The 19,853-nt window shown below is 70.4% G+C and carries 9 protein-coding genes; 5 read left to right on the top strand and 4 right to left on the bottom strand.

Translation table 11 applies throughout. The annotated features are described in order from the left end of the window. Positions 1-125: 125 nt before the first annotated feature. The 4 genes from MBA17_RS29610 to pulA all read right to left on the bottom strand — a co-directional run bounded on the left by MBA17_RS29610 (position 126) and on the right by pulA (position 13,454). A complete protein-coding gene (locus tag MBA17_RS29610; protein WP_238499943.1) occupies positions 126-3,320 on the bottom strand; it encodes a M28 family peptidase in 3,195 nt (1,064 codons plus the stop codon). Between the two features lie 87 nt (positions 3,321-3,407). Beyond that, the gene (locus MBA17_RS29605; RefSeq protein WP_238499941.1) at positions 3,408-4,277 is read right to left on the bottom strand and encodes a LysR substrate-binding domain-containing protein; all 870 of its coding nucleotides are present in this window, start codon (positions 4,275-4,277) and stop codon (positions 3,408-3,410) included. 157 nt (positions 4,278-4,434) lie between these two features. Further along, entirely contained in the window at positions 4,435-7,407 is a 2,973-nt protein-coding gene (locus tag MBA17_RS29600) for a carbohydrate binding domain-containing protein (protein WP_238499940.1), read from the bottom strand. 230 nt (positions 7,408-7,637) lie between these two features. After that, positions 7,638-13,454, bottom strand: a complete 5,817-nt coding sequence (pulA, locus tag MBA17_RS29595; protein ID WP_238499938.1) for a pullulanase-type alpha-1,6-glucosidase — start codon at positions 13,452-13,454, stop codon at positions 7,638-7,640. 365 nt (positions 13,455-13,819) lie between these two features. Here pulA and MBA17_RS29590 point away from each other — a divergent pair, with 365 nt between their 5' ends. From MBA17_RS29590 to MBA17_RS29570, 5 genes are read left to right on the top strand one after another with little or no spacing between them, the layout of a single operon-like run. Then, on the top strand, positions 13,820-15,115 hold the full coding sequence (locus MBA17_RS29590; protein ID WP_238499936.1) for an extracellular solute-binding protein: 1,296 nt from the start codon (positions 13,820-13,822) through the stop codon (positions 15,113-15,115). Positions 15,116-15,140: 25 nt separating this feature from the next. Beyond that, the gene (locus MBA17_RS29585; protein WP_238499930.1) at positions 15,141-16,142 is read left to right on the top strand and encodes a carbohydrate ABC transporter permease; all 1,002 of its coding nucleotides are present in this window, start codon (positions 15,141-15,143) and stop codon (positions 16,140-16,142) included. Continuing rightward, positions 16,139-17,011, top strand: a complete 873-nt coding sequence (locus tag MBA17_RS29580; protein WP_238499928.1) for a sugar ABC transporter permease — start codon at positions 16,139-16,141, stop codon at positions 17,009-17,011. The genes MBA17_RS29585 and MBA17_RS29580 overlap by 4 nt, the downstream gene beginning before the upstream one ends. 39 nt (positions 17,012-17,050) lie before the next feature. Continuing rightward, positions 17,051-18,673: a glycoside hydrolase family 13 protein gene (locus tag MBA17_RS29575; protein WP_238499927.1), complete on the top strand. Its 1,623-nt coding sequence runs from the start codon at positions 17,051-17,053 to the stop codon at positions 18,671-18,673. After that, entirely contained in the window at positions 18,663-19,709 is a 1,047-nt protein-coding gene (locus MBA17_RS29570) for a LacI family DNA-binding transcriptional regulator (protein ID WP_238499926.1), read from the top strand. Before MBA17_RS29575 ends, MBA17_RS29570 begins: the two co-directional genes overlap by 11 nt. Positions 19,710-19,853 lie beyond the last annotated feature (144 nt).

The raw sequence follows: 19,853 nt of genomic DNA, 5'->3' as shown, positions 1-19,853 counted from the left end.
GGGGGTGACTGAGCTGAACGCTCCGCGTCGCTCCTGTTAACTTTGCGTGCGCCTAGATCATGCTGAATGACATGAGCTGCCCGCTTCGTCCCCGGCGACGAAACGGGCAGCTCTCCAGGGTCGGATCAGAGGCGTTGCCAGAGGGCCGGGACGCCCGGCGGCTCCCAGCCGGGCAGGGAGGTGTGGCCCTGCAGGCACCGGTAGGAGACGCCCTCGTAGGTCACCGTGGCGCCGGTCGCGTACGGCGTCCACGGCGCCCAGGTGGTGCCCTGGTCACCCCCGACGGTCAGGGTGAAGGTGGTCGAGCGGTCGGCCGACGGGCCGTCCCCCCGGATGGCGATCGTGTGGGTCCCGGCCGGGGTGGCCGCGGACGTGGCGATCGTCACGGTCGCGGACTGGCCGGCGGTGATCGTGGCCGGGCTGAAGGTCACGGTCGCTCCCGAGGGAACGCCGTCCGCCGACAGCGTCACGCTCTGCGCCTCGCCGGAGGTGACCTGGGTGCCGACGGTCGCGGTCGCCGACTGGCCGGCCTGGACCGACGCGGCGGACGGGTTCACCGAGATCGAGTAGTCGTCGCCGGGGGTGTCCGCCCCGACAGCGAGGCTCCACAGGACCTCGGCGATCGCGTCGCTGTTGCGGTCCAGCGCCGTGGTGTTGAGGTTGGCCGGGTAGGAGTCGCAGGCGGAGTGGTAGCAGCGGTCGAACGCCAGCCCCGCCGTACCGCCCCACTTGGTGGCCTGGGCCGTGGTCTTCGTGGTCTCCGCGCCGGTGAACACGCCGCCGACCCGCACGCCCGCGTTCTTGAACGGGGTGTGGTCGCTGCGCCCGTCGCCGGCGGTCTCCCGCTCGGTCTGCACGCCCAGGGTGGCGTAGTAGTCGTTGAACAGCTTCTGCAGGGCGGCGTCGTCGTCGTAGACGAAGTAGCCGGGGTTCGGCGAGGCGATCATGTCGAAGTTGAGGTAGGCCTCCACGCCGCCGACGCCGGTGTTGGCGACGTAGTAGGTCGAACCGCGCAGACCGAGCTCTTCGGCTCCCCACCAGGCGAAGCGCACGTGCTTGTCCAGCGTCGGATTACGGCCGGCGAGGGTCAGCGCGACCTCCAGCAGGGCCGAGGAGCCGCTGCCGTTGTCGTTGATCCCCGGTCCGCCGGCCACGCTGTCCAGGTGGCTGCCGAGCATCACGGTCGGGGCGGCCGGGCCCCCGGGCCAGTCCGCGATGAGGTTGGCGTGCGTGCCGCCGTTGTAGGTGAAGTTCTGGATCCGGGTGGTGTATCCCGCGGCGTCCAGCCTGCCCTTGAGGTAGTTGAGCGAGGCGGTGTAGCCCGCGCCGCCCGAGGCCCGGTTGCCGCCGTTGCCGGTGGCGATCGACTGCAACTGGCTCAGGTGGGCGTTCACGTTCGCCACCGGGATGTCCGGGGCTCCCGAGTCGGGCGTGCCGACGACCAGCGAGAACGCCGTCTCCCTGTCCACATCGGCGCCGTCCGCGAGAACACGCACGGTGTGCGTCCCGGACGGTGTGCCGGCCGAGGTGGTCAGGGTGAGGGTGGCCGACTGGCCGGAGGTGATGGTCGCCGGGGAGAAACCGGCGGTGACTCCGGCGGGCAGGGCGCCCGCCGTGCGCAGGGTGATCGCCTGCGGGCCGCCGGAGGTGACGGCGGTGGTCACGGACGTGGTGGCCTGCCGGCCCGCCTGCACGGTGCGGGACGCCGGGTTGAGGGAGACGGAGAAGTCGTTGACGCCCGCCGTACAGGTCGGGTCGCTGACGGCGGGGACGCTGACGGCGGCCCACGCGGCGCGCACCGCGTTGAACTCGGCGCAGCTTCCCGGGTAGAGGGACTTGGCGGCGTTCAGGCTGGCCACCCGGGCCTTGGCGTGCGTCCAGGGGGTGGTCTTGAGGTTCAGCGCGCCCATGAAGATCTCGCCGGCCTTGCGGATGCCGATGCCCGCGAGGTTGGACGACCCGTTGCAGGTGGAGCTGGCGGGCTTGCCCACCGGGTTGGTGCCCTCGGCGAGCAGGTAGAACCAGTGGTTCTGGGGACCGGCCGCGGCGTGCACCTCGGTCGAGGGGATCGAGCTGCTGTAGCAGTTGGGATGGCCCTCGGCCTGCGGGTTGTACATGTTGCGGATCTCGCCCGAACCGACCAGGTTGACCTCCTCGCCCACCAGGTAGTCCGGCGGGTCGAGGTTCGCGGGCTCGCCTGCGAAGTGCTCGGTCAGCGCGCCGAAGATGTCACCGGTCGACTCGTTCAGGCCGCCGGCCTCGTTGCCGCTGCCCGCGCCGCCGCTGCCGGAGAACTGGAAGACGGCGTGGCCGTACTCGTGGGCGACCACGTCCATCGGGGTGGCCTGCTTGTTGTTGGCCTGGTTGTGCCCGAAGTTGGTGTACTGGCCGTTCCAGAAGGCGTTGACCTGGTTGAGGCCGACCCTGGCGGGGAAGGCGCCGCCGGAGCCGTTGAAGCCGTTACGGCCCAGCCAGTCGCGCAGCATGTCCCATTCCTTCTGGGCCCCGAACAGCGCGTCGACGCAGGCGGTCTCCAGGGACGTGCCGGAGCCGTCGCCCCAGTTGTCGTCGGTTCCGGTGTAGGCGGCGCCGTTCTGCCCGCCGCAGCGCAGGTTGGGCCGGGTGGTGTCGGTCATGGAGTAGGACCCGGAGGTGGTGATGGTCACCGGGTTGCCGTTGTAGTGGCTGTTGCCGGTGCCCGCGCGCACCTCGTCCCAGCTGTCCACGACGGACCCGTCGAGCGCGTCCACGTAGACGTGCAGGGTGCTCGGGGTGTCGCCGGCGGTACCGGTGACGACGACCTCCCAGGCGAGTCTCGGCCGCGTCCCTGCGGCGTGCACCAGCAGGGCGGGCGTGCTCACGCTGTCGACCTTCGGCAGCCGTTCGCGGGCCTTCGCGGCGGCGGCGCCGGCCGTCACCTTGGTGGTGGTGGTCACGGCCAGCTCGGCGCGCTGCCCGGTGGACACCGAGTGGACGGTCTGTCCCGAGGCGTCGGTGGACACGATGACGTCGCCGCCGTACACGGGCAGGCCCTGGTGGGTGCGCCGGTAGGTGAGGTACTGCAGGCCGCGGGTGCCGGAGGTGGTGCCGGCCAGCTGGAACTCGTCGGCGGCGGCCGTGCGCAGGTCCTCGGCGTGCGCGTGCAGAGCGCCCTGCGCGCTGTTGATGGCGCGGCTGCGCTCCTGCGGTCCTGGCGGGGCGAAGGCCGGCGGATCGGCGCTCACGCGCTGTTCGGCGCTGGCTCCGCTCGCGAGAGAGGATGCGGTCAGGGCGACTGCCGCCAGCATGGCGACAGCGCCCAGCCTGAGCTGGGGGTTCACTCATGGCTCCTTGGGGGGTGAGAAGGAGCCCGGCCGGGGCTGGATCAAAGCTGACAGCCGGCGGCCGATCGGAGTAACCCCAGCTTTCTATAACGTCGCGCTATGCCGCTTGAGCCAGGAGGCGTAGACGGGCGCGTGCAGGGCGTCGGCCCAGTACGCGCGGGTGACGCTCTGCAGCAGGTGGGCCGCGTGCCGGGCGATCGGGCCGTGCTCGGTCCAGCCGATCACGTGGCGGGAGCGCAGCGGCGTGCCGGTGAGCGGGCGGATGGCGATGCCGGGCGACTCGCGGCTGGTCGCCTGGAACATGCCGACGCACCGGCCGGTGGCGATCAGCCCGAGCGCCACGTTGGAGTGCAGGGAGTAGGAGATCCGGGGAGCGAACCCGTGCCGCCCGCACGCCGCCCAGAAGTGCTCGCGGTGCCCCGTCTCGACGAGCGTGGGCATCGACCACTCCTCGGCCGCGAGGTCCCGCAGCTCGATCTCCTGCTGTACGGCCAGCGGATGAGCGGCCGAGAGCCCGACGAAGAGCGGCTCGGCGGCGACGATCGAATAGGAGACGCCCGGCCGGGGGCCCAGCTCGTGCCCCGGATAGTCGGTGAGCACGGCCAGCTCCAGCCGTTCCGACTCCAGCAGCTCGGGCAGGACGTCCACGGCCTCCTCGGTGCGCATCGCCACGCCGGTGCCGTCGAGCAGCTCGTGCAGGCACTCGGTGACGTGGATCGCGAGGCGGGTCGGCGCGCAGCCCACCCTGATCACGTCGTGCGCGCCGTACCTCCGGCCGTCCCGTTGCAGCTCGTCGAAGGCGGGCAGCAGCGAGCGGGAGCGCAGCAGCACCCACGCGCCGAGCGGCGTCGGACGGGCGCCCTCCCGGCCCCGGTCGAACAGCGGGCCGCCGAACATCCGCTCGATCCGGCGGAGCTGGGCGGTGAGGGCGGGCTGTGACGTCTGCAGCGACACCGCCGCCTTCGAGATGCTTCCGCAGTCGGCGATCGCGCATACTGCCCGTAGATGTCGAACCTCTAAGTCCACAGTTCGAGAATAATAGTTAAGAACCTTTTCAGTAAGACCCAATTGTGGCGGGGGACGGTTCCCGTCCCCCGCCTGGGGGTCCTCGCTACTTCAGATAAGGCCCGTCGGCGCCGACCTTGCCGGGCGCGGGACCGCCCGGCAGATCGAGCACGTAGACGCGCAGGTTGCCCTTGCCGGACACGGAGGCGGTCAGGGAGCCGCCGGTGACGGTCTTGCGGTCACCGGTGACGGCGTCCACGTAGGTGCCGTTCGGCACGCCGGTGAAGGTCGCCGTGCCGGAGACCGTGACCAGGGCGAAACTGTCCACCCCGCCGGCCGTGTAGCGGCGCTTGTACGCCATCCGGCCGCTGACGCCCTCGGTGGAGTACTGCCCCTTCTGCAGCGCCGGCACCGCCCTGCGGATCTGGTTCAGCCGTTGCAGGTGCCTGGCCAGCGGCTGGTTCAGCGTCTGCGCCACCGGGCCGGAGGTGCTGCCCACGACGCCGAAGCCCGAGGCGGTCACGCTCCCTTCGAGATGGTCGCCGTAGTAGGCGCGACCGGTGGTGGCCAGCGGGCAGACCGGGCCGCAGTCGATCGGCCGGCCCTTCTGGAACTCGATCTCCGAGCCGTAGAAGAGGGTCGGGATGCCGCGGAAGGTCCACATCAGGCTCATGTTCTCCGCCCACGCGTCGGTGCCGCCCGCGTAACGGACCGTCGACTTGTTGGGGCCGTAGTCGTGCGAGTCGACGTAGACGGTGTTGTAGGTAGCGTCGTTGTAGCTGTCGTCGGAGTCCCTGCCGTTGTCGAAGGCGTTGGCCGCCTCGCCGAAGTTCATGTGCATCCGCATGTCGATGACGTTCATGCCGGACGCCTTGCTGTGGTCGGGCGCGTGGTAGGAGTTGCCGTTCAGGAAGGCGTTGGTGCTGGTGGGCTGGTTGCCCGTGCCCATCAGGTTCTCGTGGTCGAACTGTTCCACGACGGCCTTCGCGTCGTCGGGGTCGAACTCCCTGCGCTCCTTCCAGGTGTAGAACTGCGCGGAGTGGTTGACCGAGCCCCGGTTCCACTTGTCGTGCACGAACGCCGCGACCTCGCCGAAGACGTAGAAGTCCTTGCCCTTCTCCCCGTGCCTGCTCACCGCGTGCTCCCGCAGGGCCGGCAGGAAACGCCGGTTCCACATCAGCCGTGAGACGTGCACGGCGGTGTCCACCCGGAAGCCGTCGACGCCCATGTCGATGAACTTGTTGTAGACGTCGATCAGGTAGTCCTGGACGACCTTGCTCTCGGTGTTGAGGTCGGCCAGGTCGTCGTGCAGCCAGCAACTCTTGGAGTCCGCGCCCTCCCAGTTGCCGATCCAGCACTGGTGGTAGTAGCTCGCGGGGAACATGCCCGAGGTCGGGTTCGGCCACTGGCAGTTGTGGATCCGGAAGCCCTCCGGGCTGGTGTACTGGGTCGGCGTGCCGTAGTCCCTGCACGTGTTGCCCGCCGGGGCCGCGGTGGACCACTGGTCTCCGTTGTACGGCCGGCCCTTGGCCAGCGCGTTCTGCTGCGGCGTCAGGCCGGGGTCGTTCCCCTGGTGCTCCACCATCGGGTCGTACTCCCGGCCCGGCTCCTTCTCGTTGTAGAGCCACTTCCACTCGTCCCGCGCCCCCCACACGGTGGGGGTGAACAGATCCTTGACGCCCCACCGGGAGCTGTGGTTGTAGACCACGTCCTGGAAGATCTTGATGCCCTTGGCGTGCGCCTTGTTGATCAGATCCTGGTAGGTGGCGCCCGGGGTCTCCAGCCGGGTGTCGATCCGGTGGAAGTCCCACCCGTGGTAGCCGTGGAAGTCGTAGTCGGACCGGTTCAGCACCACCGGGGTGATCCAGATGGCGGAGAAGCCGAGCGCCTTCACGTAGTCGAGCTTGTCGATCAGCCCTTTGAAGTCGCCGCGGAACATCGGGTCGCCGTTCGCCGCGTTCCCCGACCGGACGTGCTGGCTGCCGCCCCGGTTGTTCGCCGGGTCGCCGTCGTTGAAGCGGGCGGTCATCACGAAGTAGATCGAGTCCTCGCGCGGGTCGCCGCCCAGCGGTGAGCCCTCGGCCGGCGCCGGCGGGGCGTCGCCCGTCGTGGCCGGGACCGCGCCGCCGTCGGCGGAGGCGTTGCCCGCGGCGTCGAGTGCCCTGACCCGGTAGGTGTAGGCCGTCCGCGGGTCGAGGCCCGCGTCGGAGTAGGACGTGCCGCCGGCCTTCAGCACCACCGGCGTGCCCGCGCCCTTCGCCCGTCTGATCTCGTAACCGGTGACCCCCACGTTGTCGGTCGCGGCCGTCCAGGACAGCTTGACGGTCGTGCCGCTCACGGTGGCGGTCAGCCCGGCGGGCACGGAGGGAGCGGTCTCGTCGGGAGTCGCCGGCGCGCAGGGTTCGGCGGCCCCCGCCACCACCACCCCGCCCTTCACCGTCGTACGGCCGAGCCCGATGGTGTAGTCGGCGCCGTTGTTGTTGTCCCAGGTGCCGGAGCCGTTGTTGAAGGCGGCCTTGAGGCCGGTGGCGGTGCCGAGGTCGATGGTCCGCTTCGCCCAGTCGGCGCAGGCGGTCTCGTTCATCGCCACGCCCGGCACCGGGGTCCACGAGCCGCCGGTGGGCTGGTAGTGGACGTTGGCCGAGGTCCAGCCCTTGGTCTTCGTGTGGAAATAGACGATGGCCTGGTTGCCGCCGGTCCCGGCGCACGGGTCGCCTGCCGTGACCTGGCCGTTCCGCACCATCACGGTTCCGGTGCCGAGGGTGTGGTCGGCGCCGTTGTTGTTGTCCCAGGTGCCGGAGCCGTTGTTGAAGGCGGCCTTGAGGCCGGTGGCGGTGCCGAGGTCGAGGGTCTTCTTCTTCCAGCCCGCGCAGGCCGTCTCGTCCATGGCGACGCCGGGGACGGCGGTCCAGGAGCCGCCGGTGGGCTGGTAGTGGATGTTCGCGGTGGGCCAGGAGGTGGCGTAGTAGACGGTCGCGGTGTTGGCGGCGTGCGCCGTCGTGGTGGGGACGAGCGCGGAGGTCAGGCCGACACCCGCCACGCAGAGCAGGGTGAGCGTCCGCCGGGGAAGGGCGCGCATGCCGTCACCGCCGGCCGTCGGCGAGGCGGGGCGGGGAGATCAGCGGACGGGGCCGCGTGACGGGCTGATCGTCCTGCTGCCGCCGGCGACGCGGCCGCGCGTCCGACGCGGTGAGCAGGCGGCCGGGTAACGCCGGCGGTCGTTTGTAGGATCTCAACGGGGGCCTCCAGGTTGTGTGGAAGGGATCCCTGGCCGGGCCGGGTGCGCCAACACCCGGCCCGGCGCTCAGGTCAGGATTGGACGAACACCGCCACCGTGCGGGCGGGCACCGTGATCGTGCCGGTCGCCCGGTCGAAGGCGGACTGCTTGACCACGGGGTCGCCGCCGGCCCGCTGGACCGGATGCAACTCCGCGGCCGTTCCCCTCAGCGCGGCGACCGTCTGCGGCCGTGCCTGGGGGGTCGCGTTGAAGACGACCGTGATCGACTTCCAGCGCGGATCGAGGCCCGCGGCGTCCAGGTGCATCGCGATCACACCGGGAGCCGCGGAGGCGGGGAAGGACAGCCGGCTCTGCACCTCGGCGAGCGAACCGAGGGCGAAGGCCGGTGAGGAGGAGCGGATCCGCAGGAACTCGCCGAACCCCGCCCTGGTCGCGCCGATCTCGGCGCAGCCCGGCTTCAGCGCGGGGTCGGCGAGCAACGGCCGGGCATAGGGCCACTTGGCCTCGTTGTCGGCCCGCGGCGGCAGCCCCGAGCCGAAGCCGTTGCCGTCGGCGCAGTCCCACAGCAGCCGGTTGAACCAGTCGCCCGAGTCGTAGGAGTTGCGGTCGAGCGACTTCGACCGCAGCCGCTCGCTGCCCGCGTGCACGAACGCCGTGCCCTGGGCGAGCGTGGCCGCCGCCAGCGACAGGGTCTGCATCCGCACCCGGTCGGCCATCGGGGCCGAGGCGGGCAGCTTGTAGGCGAGCGCGTCGAAGAGGGTCTCGTTGTCGTGGGCGTCCACATAGGTCACGGCCTCGCCCGGGGCCGCCGTGTAGCCGGCGGGGGAGCCGTTGTAGTCGACCTGCCCGCCGGTCACCTCCTTGCCGCTGGAATCGGTGAACCGGTAGTCGCGGAGGTTGCCGGTCAGGCCCACCTTGATCAGGTCGTGGTAGGCGAGCAGGCGGGCCTCCTGCTGCTGGGCGGTGCCGTTGGCCGGGGAGCCGTTGGGCGCGCCGGCCAGGCCGGAGCCGAAGCCCTGCACCCGGGGGTCCTCGTCGAACGGGCCGCCGCCGCGTACGGCGTCGCGCAGGCGGTCGTTGAAGGTGCCGACGCCGGTGCCCGCCATGTTCGCCTGGGTCGCCTGGACGAACCTGGCGTCGTTCGCCACCTCGCCGAAGTTCCAGCCCTCGCCGTACAGGATGATCGACCTGCCGTCCACGCCGTCCTCGCGGACGGTCAGCGCGTCGAGGGCGCGCCGTACGGCCGTGATGTTGGCCTTGGGGTGGTGGCCCATCAGGTCGAACCGGAAGCCGTCGATCTTGTAGTCGCGGGCCCAGGTGACGATGGAGTCGACCACCAGCCTGCCCATCATCAGGTGCTCGGGGGCGGTGTTGGCGCAGCAGGTGGAGTTCGCGACCGAGCCGTCGGGCAGCAGCCGGTGGTAGTAGCCGGGCACGATCCGGTCCAGGACCGACAGGGGGTCCTGGCCGGCGGCGTGGGTGTGGTTGTAGACGACGTCCATCACCACGCGCAGGCCGGCGGCGTTCAGGCCCATGACCATGCCGCGGAACTCCTTGGTCCGGGCGTCGGGATCGGTCGCGTAGGAGCCCTCGGGCACCGTGTAGTGCAACGGGTCGTAGCCCCAGTTGAAGGAGTCGCCGGCCGCCGTGGCCGTCACGCACGCCTGCTGCTCCTCCGAGTCGGGGGGCATGGCGGCCAGGTCGCAGCGGGGCTCGGTCCGGTCGGCCCGCCGCTCGGGGATGGTGGCGAGGTCGAAGACCGGCAGCAGGTGGACGTGTGTCAGGCCGTCCGCCGCCAGTTTCCGCAGCTCCCTCATGCCCGCCCCGTCGCCGGAGAACGCCGCGTAGGTGCCACGCTCGCCGGCCGGGACGGTCTTGTCGGAGGCGGAGAAGTCGCGCACGTGCAGCTCGTAGACGGACGTCGCCTTGCGCGGCTCCGGTTTGCGCAGGGCGGACCATCCGTCGGGCCGTTGCGACCGGCTGGACAGGTCGGCGAACCGGCTGCGGGCCGAGCCGGTGGCCAGCGCCAGGCTGTAGGGGTCGGTCACCTCGTTGGTGACCACCCGGCCCGCCTCGCGGGAGAAGACCGTGACCAGGAACGTGTAGTAGCGGTTCCGCCAGGTGGGCAGCCCGCGCACGGACCACACGCCGGTCTCGTCGTCGCGCCGCATCTCGTGGGTCGTACGGCCGCCGCCCGTCGCGTCCCGGTAGAGGGCGAGCGAGACCTTGTGCGCGGTCGGCGCCCAGACCGACGCCCTGGGCAGCAGCCCCGGCTTCGGCCCCAGCTCGGCCGTGGCCGCGCTCGCGTAGACGTCGTCGAGCACGCCGGGGATCTGCACGCCCGTGGCGGTGAGCAGCGCGCCCGAGGCGTCGCGCTCGACGGCGACCATCTGGCCGCGCAGCGCCCGCTTCACCAGGTCGGCGTCGCGCGGATCCACCGTGAGCGCGGTGTACGCGGCCAGGTGCGGCCACTTCTCCCGCTGCGCCGTGGTCAGCGCGCCCGGCTTGAGCCGGATCAGGCGCAGGTCACCGGTCAGATCGCCGTCCTCGTAGGCGAGGTCGCCCTTGCCGGAGAAGGCGAGGGAGTAGTGCTGCGATCCCGGCACCTGCCAGGCGATGGTGCCCGCGTCGATCCAGTGCGCCTTCGCCTTCGTCAGGTCGGCGTCGGCGACCGCGGAACGCGGCTGCGGGAGCAGCAGACCCTCGGTGCCGGCGAGCCGCCACACCTCGTGCCCCGTCGTGGCCAGATCGAGCGACTGGTCGGTGGGCAGGTCCTTCTCGTCGCCCTTGTGGATGATGTAGCTCAGGCTCTCCGCGCCCGGGGCGAGCGGCACCCGGAACGTCGCGCCGAACCCGTCCGTGCTCTCGGGCATGATCGGAGCCGCCCACTCGGTCGGTTCGGCCGCGCCGGACCACACGTGCAGGCCCCAGCCGTCGTAGTCGCCCCGCGGGCGGTGGTAGTGCACGACCGCGACGTTCCGCGCCGCCGCGCCGGTCGGGTGCACGGCCGCCTGGCCCGAGTTCACGTGCCCCTCGGGCGTCACCGCGGGCACGAACGACTGGTCGGCACCCGGATCCTTGGTGTCGCCCTGGTGAATGATGAAGTTCAGCGGAGCCGAGGCGTCCTTCAGCGGTACCTCCCAGAACGCGCCGGCGGCGTCGGTGCCGTCCGGCATGCGCGGTGCGGCCCAGTCGGTGCCCACGCCGTCGGCGAGTCCGTCTCCCCACAGGTGCAGGCCCCAGCCGTCGTACTTCGCGTCGGGCCGGTGGTAGCGGACCGTCGCGAAGCCCTGGGCGGCCGCGCGGGAGGTGTATACCCCGTCGTGGCCCTCCACCAGCCATATCTCGCCGGTTCTCGCCGGGTTGACCGTACGGTCGCCGCCGTCCTTCTCCTCCCCCTTGTGGGCGATGAGGCCCACCTCGGTGGCGCCGGGCTTGAGCCTGATCCAGGCGAACCGCCCGAACTCGTCCACGCCGTTCAGGGGCAGCGGGCTCGCCCAGTCGGTCGGCTGCTCGACGTCGCCCCAGGTGTGCAGGCCCCAGCCGTCGTGGTCGGCGCGCTGGTAGTGGACGAGCAGCCAGTCGCGGGTGACCGTGCCGGGATCGGGCTGCCCGGGTTCGGCGCCGACCGTGGCCGCGGCCTTCGCGGCGGCGAACCGGCCGGCGGAGTCCTTCACGACCGCCTTGTAGGTGATCGTCGTCCCCGGCGGAATATCCCTCAGATCATGAAATATCCGGAAGGTGCGGCCATTGGGGGCGTCATCGGTCCCCAGCACCCGCCAGTCGCCGTCCCCCGCCTTCGCGGCGAAGGTGACCTGGTCGAACCCGTCCCCGGGCACGGTCGCGGTGATCGGCACCCGGTCGTCCTCCGCGGTGCCGCGGATCTCGGCCCCGGGCAGGGTGATCGACACGGCGGGCTCCCGCGCGGGTACGGCGAGCTTCGCGGCGGCCCGGTAGACGACGGCCCCGAGCGCGGGCACCGTGACGGTCAGCCTCCCGTCCGCCCCCGAGGTGCGGGGCGCGGTCTCGCCGTACACGCCGGTGAAGGACATGGCGGGGGAGTAGGTCGGGACCGCGGCGGTCGCGGGGACTTCGGCGTTGTTGACCGCGACCACGTACTCGATCCCGGCGCGGGCGTCGATCCGGGAGAAGGCGTAGAGGCCGTCGGCGGCCAGCCGTTCCACCTGGGCGCCGTCGGCCAGCGCCGGATGGGCGTCCCGCAGTTTCGCCAGGGCGGAGATGCCCTGGTAGAGCGGGTGCGCGGGGACGCGGTTGTCCTGGGCGTGGGTGGCCTCGGTGCCGATCAGGTCGTCGGTCAGGTAGCTCTGGGTCGCCGAGGCGAACATCGGCTGCCGGGCGTCCTGGTCGCCGCCCTTGCCGGTGAAGCCCTGCTCGTCGCCGTAGTAGACGACCGGCTGGCCGCGGGTGAGATACATCAGCTCGTGGGCGAGCAGGTCACGCCGCAGCAGTTCCGAATCGGACGCGCCAGGGTTGTCCTGCGCGACGAACCTGCCGATCCGGCCCATGTCGTGGTTGCCGAGGAAGGTCGGCGCGGACGCCGCGTTGCCGTCGGCGTCGATGTGGTGGTCGTCGTCGGCGTAGAGCCGGGCCAGCCGGTCGGCCCGCGCGGTGCCGCCGCTGAAGGACCTGGCGGCCTCCTGGAACGGGAAGTCCAGCGTGGCGTCCATGCCGCCGCGGGTCGAGTAGCGGCTGGTCAGAGCCGGTTCGCTGGAGTAGACCTCGCCGAACATGAAGAACCGCTCGTTGCCGAGCCGGGCCGCGTAGCCGTCGAGGGCAGGGGAGAAGCGCTCCCAGAACCTCATGTCGACGTGTTTGGCCGTGTCGATGCGGAAGCCGTCGATCCCGGTGTCCCGCACCCAGGTCCGGTAGATGTCCGTCATCCCCTCGACCACCTCGGGGCGCTCGGTCCACAGGTCGTCGAGCCCGGAGAAGTCGCCGTACTCCGCGCTCTCCCCGGCGAAGGTGGAGTCTCCCCGGTTGTGGTACATCGTGGGATCGTTCAGCCAGGCGGGCGTCTTGGCCTTCGCCGGAGCCACCGGGCTGTAAGGGAAGGAGTCGGTGGTGACCTTCGGAAAGGGGCCGGCGCGATCGTCGAACGGGGCGCCGTCGGCGTCGAGGTAGGGGTAGGCCGCCTTGGACCGGTAGCCGTACGTCTGTTCCCGGTAGTCGATGACGTCGGCCGTGTGGTTGGTGATGATGTCGAAGAAGACCTTCATGCCCCGCTTGTGTGCCTCCTTCACCAGGTCCTTCATCTGGCGATTGGTACCGAGATGCGGGTCGATCCTGGTGAAGTCCGTGATCCAGTAGCCGTGGTAGCCGGCGGAGGCGTCCGCGTCCATGCCCTGGACGGGGCGGTTCTCGAACGCCGGGGTGATCCAGATGGCGGTGCTGCCCAGGTTCTTGATGTAGTCGAGCCCGCCGATCAGCCCCTTGAGGTCACCGCCCTGGTAGAAGCCCTTGTGGGCCGGGTCGAAGCCGGTGTTCAGCCGGTCTCCCGCGAGGCCGCCCCGGTCGTTGCCGGGGTCGCCGTTCGCGAACCTGTCGGTCATGGCGAAGTAGAAGCGCTCGCGTGACAGGTCGTCCCGCAGGGCGTTCCGCGCCAGGTCCTTGTCGGAGGGTTCGGCCTGCCGGCTCATCGGCGAGGTCACGGGCCTTTGCGCGGGCCGTACGTTCGTCGCGGTCGCGGTCGCGGTCGTGGTGCTCGCCGGTTGCCGTGGCGCGAGGGTTCCGGCCGTTCGCGTGGTGGCGGACGCGGGGGGAGGGGAGAGGGATAACAGGAGGGTGGCCGCGAGGGTGGTGGCGGCGATCCTGGTGACAGGGCTCGCGTGGGGGGTCCTCGCGTGCCGTGGGGCTAGTGGCCAGACCACCGGAACCTCCACGGGTTCAGTGTTTCAAGGGCGTTGCCCGGAAGTTACTCAGAAGAGCCCGCCTGTGCAATCCTTTGCTGAAATTTCCAGAAAAGTGGAGACCGCCCGTTTCGGGCGATTTGGCTACTCAAAGTAACCAAATGATCACGATTAGCGGCTTCATTCTTCCATTAGGGCACATCGGGGGAGAGTGGGCCTGTAGCGGATGCCCGGGTAGGTCATGCTTTGTAACGACTTTGCAGACGCTTGCAGAAAGTTCTTCCAATCGCGTTCACGTCGGCGTAACGTCCGGCGTACTTGAACCCCGGGCCGGGTGGCGGAGGTCCGCCGGCGGGCCGGACCCCCTGGATCATGAGGAGAATGTGATGCGGCGAGCCTTCTCGGCTGCGACCATCGTCGCGGCTCTGGCGCTGGCGGTCTCCGCCTGCGGCGGCGGTGAGGGTGAGGGGACGGCGGCTCCGGCGCAGAGCGCCGCCGCGGACCCGTCGGCGATCGCCGGCGAGATCACCTGGTGGGACACCGTACGGCCGGACAGCGAGGGCCCGACGTTCCAGGCGCTGATCAAAGAGTTTGAAGCGAAATATCCGAAAATAAAGGTCAAGTACGTCAATGTGCCGTCGGATCAGGCGCAGAACCAGTTCCAGACGGCGGCGCAGGCGGGCACGGGGGCGCCCGACGTGATCCGTTCGGAGGTGGCGTGGACCTCGCAGTTCGCCTCGCTGGGCTATCTGCAGCCGCTGGACGGCACGCGGGCGATCGACGCGGCGTCCGACTTCCTGCCCGGTCCGCTGAGCAGCACGAAGTACGACGGGAAGTCGTACGCGGTGCCGCAGGTCACCGACACGCTGGCGCTGATCTACAACAAGCGGCTGCTGAAGGAGGCCGGTCACGAGAAGGCTCCCACGACGGTCGAGGAGCTGAAGCAGGCCGCGCTGGACGTGAAGAAGAAGACGGGTGCCAACGGCCTGTCGCTGAACGTGGACGCCTACTTCCTGCTGCCCTTCATGTACGGCGAGGGCGGCGACCTGCTGGACGTGGCGACCAAGAAGATCACGGTGAACTCGCCGGCGAACGTCAAGGCGATGGCGTCGGTCGCGGATCTGGTCACCTCGGGCGCGGCGGCCAAGCCGGCCATCCAGGACAGTTACGCGAACGCGATGACTGCGCTGAAGGACGGCAAGACCGCGATGATCTACAACGGCCCCTGGGCGTTGTCGGAGATCTATCAGGGGAAGGAGTTCAAGGACAAGGAGAACCTGGGAATCGCACCGGTTCCGGCGGGGTCGGTGAAGGCCGGTGCGCCGACCGGCGGCTGGAACCTCGCGATCTACGCCGGCTCCAAGCACCTGAACGCCACGTATGAGTTCGTCCGGTTCATGAGCACGGCCGAGGCACAGGCGAAGGTCGCCAAGGAGATCAGCCTGCTGCCGACCCGCGCGTCGGTGTACGACAACCCGGACGTGCAGGGCAACAAGGACGTCGCGGTGTTCAAGCCGATCATGGACACGGCGACCGCGCGGCCGTGGATTCCCGAGGGCGGCCAGTTGTTCCAGCCGCTGCTGGAGGGTTACCAGGCGCTGGTGAACGGTTCGGCGACGCCGCAGGCGATGCTGGGCAAGGTCGACGAGCAGTACCGGGGCATCTTCAAGGACTGGAGCTGACCTGGTGCCGACCTCCACTGGGCGTGTGACTCGCGCGACCGGTGGCCGGGCCGCGGATGGTGACGCCACCCGCGGCCAAGGCCGGAGTCACCGCCGCGGCGAGCCGGGACGGTTCCGGCGATCGACCGGCCGGCACTGGTACGCCTGGGCCATGGTCACCCCCGTGCTGATCGTGGTGGGCGTCCTGGTCGGATGGCCGCTGGCCCGCGGCCTGTACCTGTCGATGACCGACGCCACCGAGGCCACCATGGGCCGCACCATCGGCGTCAACGTCATCCCCTCGACGTACGAGTTCGTCGGGATCGACAACTACCTCGCGATCCTCACCGGCGGCCTGTTCTGGCAGAAGCTGGCCTGGACCGTCGTGTGGACCGTCGCCTGCGTCGCGCTGCACTACGGCATCGGCCTCGGCCTGGCCCTGATGCTGCACCGCAAGCTGAGATTCCGCTCGGCCTACCGGCTGCTGCTGATCCTGCCGTGGGCGATCCCCGCCTTCGTGTCCGCCTTCATCTGGCGCTACCTCTACAACAGCGACTACGGCGTGATCAACGGGATGCTGGAGGCGGTCGGGCTCGGCGCGGTCGGCTGGCTCAACGACCCCTCCACCGCGCGGATCGCGGTGATCGCGGTGAACGTCTGGCTCGGCGTGCCGTTCATGATGGTCGCCATGCTGGGCGGCCTGCAGGCGATCCCCGGCGAGCTGTACGAGGCGGCCGAGGTCGACGGCGCGTCGCCCTGGCAGCGGTTCCGGCACATCACGCTAGCCGGGCTGCGCACCGTGTCCAGCACCGTCGTGCTGCTCGGCACGATCTGGACGTTCAACATGTTCCCGGTGATCTTCCTGATCAGCGGGGGAGGGCCGGGCAGCTCCACGGAGATCCTGGTGACCTACGCCTTCCGTGAGGCCTTCACCGGCGTGCGGAACTACTCGGGCTCCGCGGCCTGGGGCGTGATCATCCTGCTGGTGCTGATCCTGCTGGCCCTGGTCTACCGCCGCGCGTTGCGCAAGCAGGGGGAGGTCTGGTGAGTTCGACCACCGCGGGTACGGCCCGCCGCGCGAGAGGCAGGGGCGAGCGGAGCGTCGGCGCCTCGATCCTGCTGCACGGCACCCTTCTCGTCGCCGTCGTCATCTCGCTGTTCCCGATCGTCTGGCTGGTGCTGACCTCGCTCAAGCCGCGGGACGGATGGCTCTCCACCGAGTTGCAGTTCTTCAACCAGCCCTCGCTCGACAACTACACCCGGGTGCTGTCGGAGACGGCGTTCCCGACGTGGCTGCTCAACTCGGTGCTCGCCGCGGCGCTGACCATGATCCTGGGCGTGTTCATCGCCTCGACCACCGGTTACGCGATCAGCCGCTTCCGCTTTCCCGGGCACCGGGGGGTGATGTGGCTGCTGCTGATCACCCAGATGTTCCCGATGGCGATCCTGATCGTGCCGCTGTACAACCTGATGGCCTCCCTCGGGCTGCTCAACCAGATTCCGGGGCTGGTCATCGCCTACATGACGGTGGCCGTGCCGTTCTGCGCGTGGATGATGAAGAGCTACTTCGACTCCATCCCCATCGAGATCGACCAGGCGGGACTGGTCGACGGGCTGACCCCGTTCGGCGCGTTCTGGCGGGTCATCCTGCCGCTGGCCCGGCCCAGCCTCGCGGTCACCGCGTTCTACTCCTTCATGACCGCCTGGGGCGAGGTCGCCTACGCCACGGTGTTCATGTCGACGGAGGAGAAGCGGACCCTGGGCGTCGGGCTGCAGCAGTTCGTCGGGCAGCACTGGTCCGACTGGGGTCTGCTGACCGCCTCGGCCGTGCTGATCGCGGTGCCCGCGTCCATCGTGTTCCTTCTGGTGCAGCGCCATCTGGTGACCGGTCTGACCGCCGGCGCCACGAAGGCCTGACCCGCTGACGTGACCACTCATCCTGATCGGGGGAGCCCAATGACCGAACTGATCCAGCAGCACTCGCCGGACCCGGCGGCTGGAGAAGCGACCCGCTGGTGGCGGGATGCGGTGATCTACCAGGTGTACGTCCGCAGTTTCGCCGACGGCAACGGAGACGGGATCGGTGACCTGCTCGGCGTGCGCAGCCGGTTGCGTTACCTGTCCGGCCTCGGCGTGGACGCCATCTGGCTGACCCCCTTCTACACCTCGCCGATGGCCGACTTCGGCTACGACGTGGCGGACTATCGCGACGTGGACCCGATCTTCGGCTCGCTCGGCGACGCCCGGGCGCTGATCGGCGACGCGCACGCGCACGGCCTCCGGGTGATCGTGGACGTGGTGCCGAACCACAGCTCCGACCGGCACGAATGGTTTCGCGCCGCGGTCGCCGCCGATCCGGGCGGCCCGGAGCGGGAGCGGTACATCTTCCGGCCGGGCAGGGGAGAGGCGGGCGAGCTCCCGCCGAACGACTGGGAGTCGGTGTTCGGCGGGCCCGCGTGGACCCGGCTGGCCGGCGGCGAGTGGTACCTCCACCTGTTCGCCCCGGAGCAACCGGACCTGAACTGGGAGAACCCCGAGGTCCGCGCCGAGTTCGAGGACATCCTGCGGTTCTGGCTCGACCTCGGCGTCGACGGCTTCCGGATCGACGTGGCCCACGGCATGGTCAAGGCCGAGGGCCTGCCCGACATCGGCCACCACGACCAGGTGCGGCTCCTCGGCTCCGACGTCCTGCCGTACTTCGACCAGGACGGCGTGCACGAGATCCACCGCTCCTGGCGGCGGCTGCTCGACTCCTACCCGGGCGAGCGAATCGGTGTGGCGGAGGCGTGGGCGCCCTCGGCGGAGCGGCTCGCCCGCTACGTCCGCCCCGACGAACTGCACCAGGCGTTCAACTTCGGTTATGTGAACGCCGAGTGGGACGCCGGCTCCTTCCGCACCGTCATCGAGGAGTCGCTGGCGACGACCGCGCCGGTGGGGGCGCCCACGACGTGGGTGCTGTCCAACCACGACGTCAAACGGCACGTCACCCGGTACGGCGGCGGGGATCTCGGGGTGCGCAGGGCGCGGGCCGCCGCGCTGCTGACCCTGGCCCTGCCCGGCTCGGCCTACCTCTACCAGGGGGAGGAGCTCGGCCTGCCGGAGGTGCTCGACCTGCCGGAGGAGTTCCTGCGCGACCCGCAGCGCCTGCGCGGCCCCGACTCCGGCCGGGACGGCTGCCGGGTGCCGATTCCGTGGGGCTACACCGAGCCGCCGTTCGGCTTCTCCCCGCCGGGGATCTACCAGAGCTGGCTGCCGATGCCGGAGTCGTGGGGCCCGCTGAGCGTGGAGTCCCAGCTCCGCGACCCCTCCTCCACGCTGAACCTCTACCACGCGGCGCTCCGCCTGCGCCGGGAGCACCCTGGGCTCGGCGACGGCTCCCTGACCTGGCTCGACTCCCCGCCGGACACGCTGGCCTTCACGCGCGGCTCGCTGGTGTGCACGGTCAACCTCGGCCCGGAGGCCGTCGAACTGCCGACGCCGGGCAGGCTGCTGCTGGCCAGCGCCGAGCCCGCGACCGCCGGCGACGCCGTACTGCTGGCCCCCGACTCGGCCGCCTGGTGGGAGAGCCATGGTGGCTAACGGTCCGTTCAGCGGCGGGTTCGCCCGGCTGTCCGACATCGCCGCGCAGGCCGGGGTCAGCGAGGCGACGGTCAGCCGGGTGCTGAACGGCAGGCCGGGCGTGTCGCCGGCGACCCGGCAGGCGGTGCTCGTGGCGCTGGACCTGATGGGCTACGAGCGGCCGCAGCGGCTGCGCCGGCGCAGCAACGGGCTGATCGGCCTGGTGACCCCGGAACTGGACAACCCGATCTTCCCCGCCTTCGCCCAGGCCTTCGAGAAGGCGCTGACCCAGCACGGCTACACACCGCTGCTGTGCACCCAGCTTCCGGGCGGCGCGGTGGAGGACGAGTTCACCGAGCTTCTCGTGGAGCGCGGGGTGAGCGGCATCATCTTCGTCTCCGGGCTGCACGCCGACACCACCGCGCGCGCGGCCCGCTACACCACGCTCATCGGTCAGGGCGTGCCCATCGTGCTGCTCAACGGGCACGCGGGCGAGATCCAGGCGCCGTTCATCTCACCGGACGACCGTACGGCGGCGCGGCTCGCCGTACAGCATCTGGTGGATCTCGGGCACGAGCGGATCGGGCTGGCGGTGGGGCCGGCCAGGTTCGTGCCGGTGATCCGTAAGATCGACGGTTACCGGCAGGCCATGGCGCAGCTGCTCGGCGCCGAGCAGGTGGACGATCTGATCCAGCACTCGCTGTTCTCCGTGGAAGGCGGTCAGGCGGCGGCGGCGATCCTGCTGGACCGGGGTTGCACCGGCATCGTGTGCGCCAGCGACCTGATGGCGCTCGGGGCCATCAGGGCGTGCCGGGAACGCGGGATGCCGGTCCCCGGTGACGTCTCCGTCGTCGGCTACGACGACTCGCCGCTGATCGCCTTCACCGATCCGCCGCTGACCACCGTGCGCCAGCCCGTCCAGTCGATGGTCACGGCGGCGGTGCATACCCTGCTCGAAGGCGTCGCGGGGGCTCCGCCGCGGCACTCCGAGTTGATCTTCCAGCCGGAGTTGATCGTCAGGGGTTCCACCGGCTCCGGGCCGAAGGTCATCCGCTAGCCGTACTGCCCGGGCGTTCCGCATTCTGATCTGGATTCGGTTCCGCCCGCCATGGGGCAGAGCGGAATTTGGCTGACATGTACCTGGAATCCGGTGGAAACCTGTGTGCGAGAGTGTTTGTGTCGTCGTTAGGGGGTGATGGGC

It is taken from the genome of Dolomitihabitans soli, from assembly GCF_022213955.1.
GTDB lineage: Bacteria > Actinomycetota > Actinomycetes > Streptosporangiales > Streptosporangiaceae > Streptosporangium_A > Streptosporangium_A soli.
This window is presented reverse-complemented; position numbering and strand designations above follow the sequence as displayed.

What these genes read in the sequence shown, in the direction of transcription:
- MBA17_RS29600 (WP_238499940.1), bottom strand. Translation starts at nt 7,407, where the DNA reads ATGCGCGCCCTTCCCCGGCGGACGCTCACCCTGCTCTGCGTGGCGGGT.
- MBA17_RS29590 (WP_238499936.1), top strand. Translation starts at nt 13,820, where the DNA reads ATGCGGCGAGCCTTCTCGGCTGCGACCATCGTCGCGGCTCTGGCGCTG.
- MBA17_RS29575 (WP_238499927.1), top strand. Translation starts at nt 17,051, where the DNA reads ATGACCGAACTGATCCAGCAGCACTCGCCGGACCCGGCGGCTGGAGAA.
- MBA17_RS29570 (WP_238499926.1), top strand. Translation starts at nt 18,663, where the DNA reads ATGGTGGCTAACGGTCCGTTCAGCGGCGGGTTCGCCCGGCTGTCCGAC.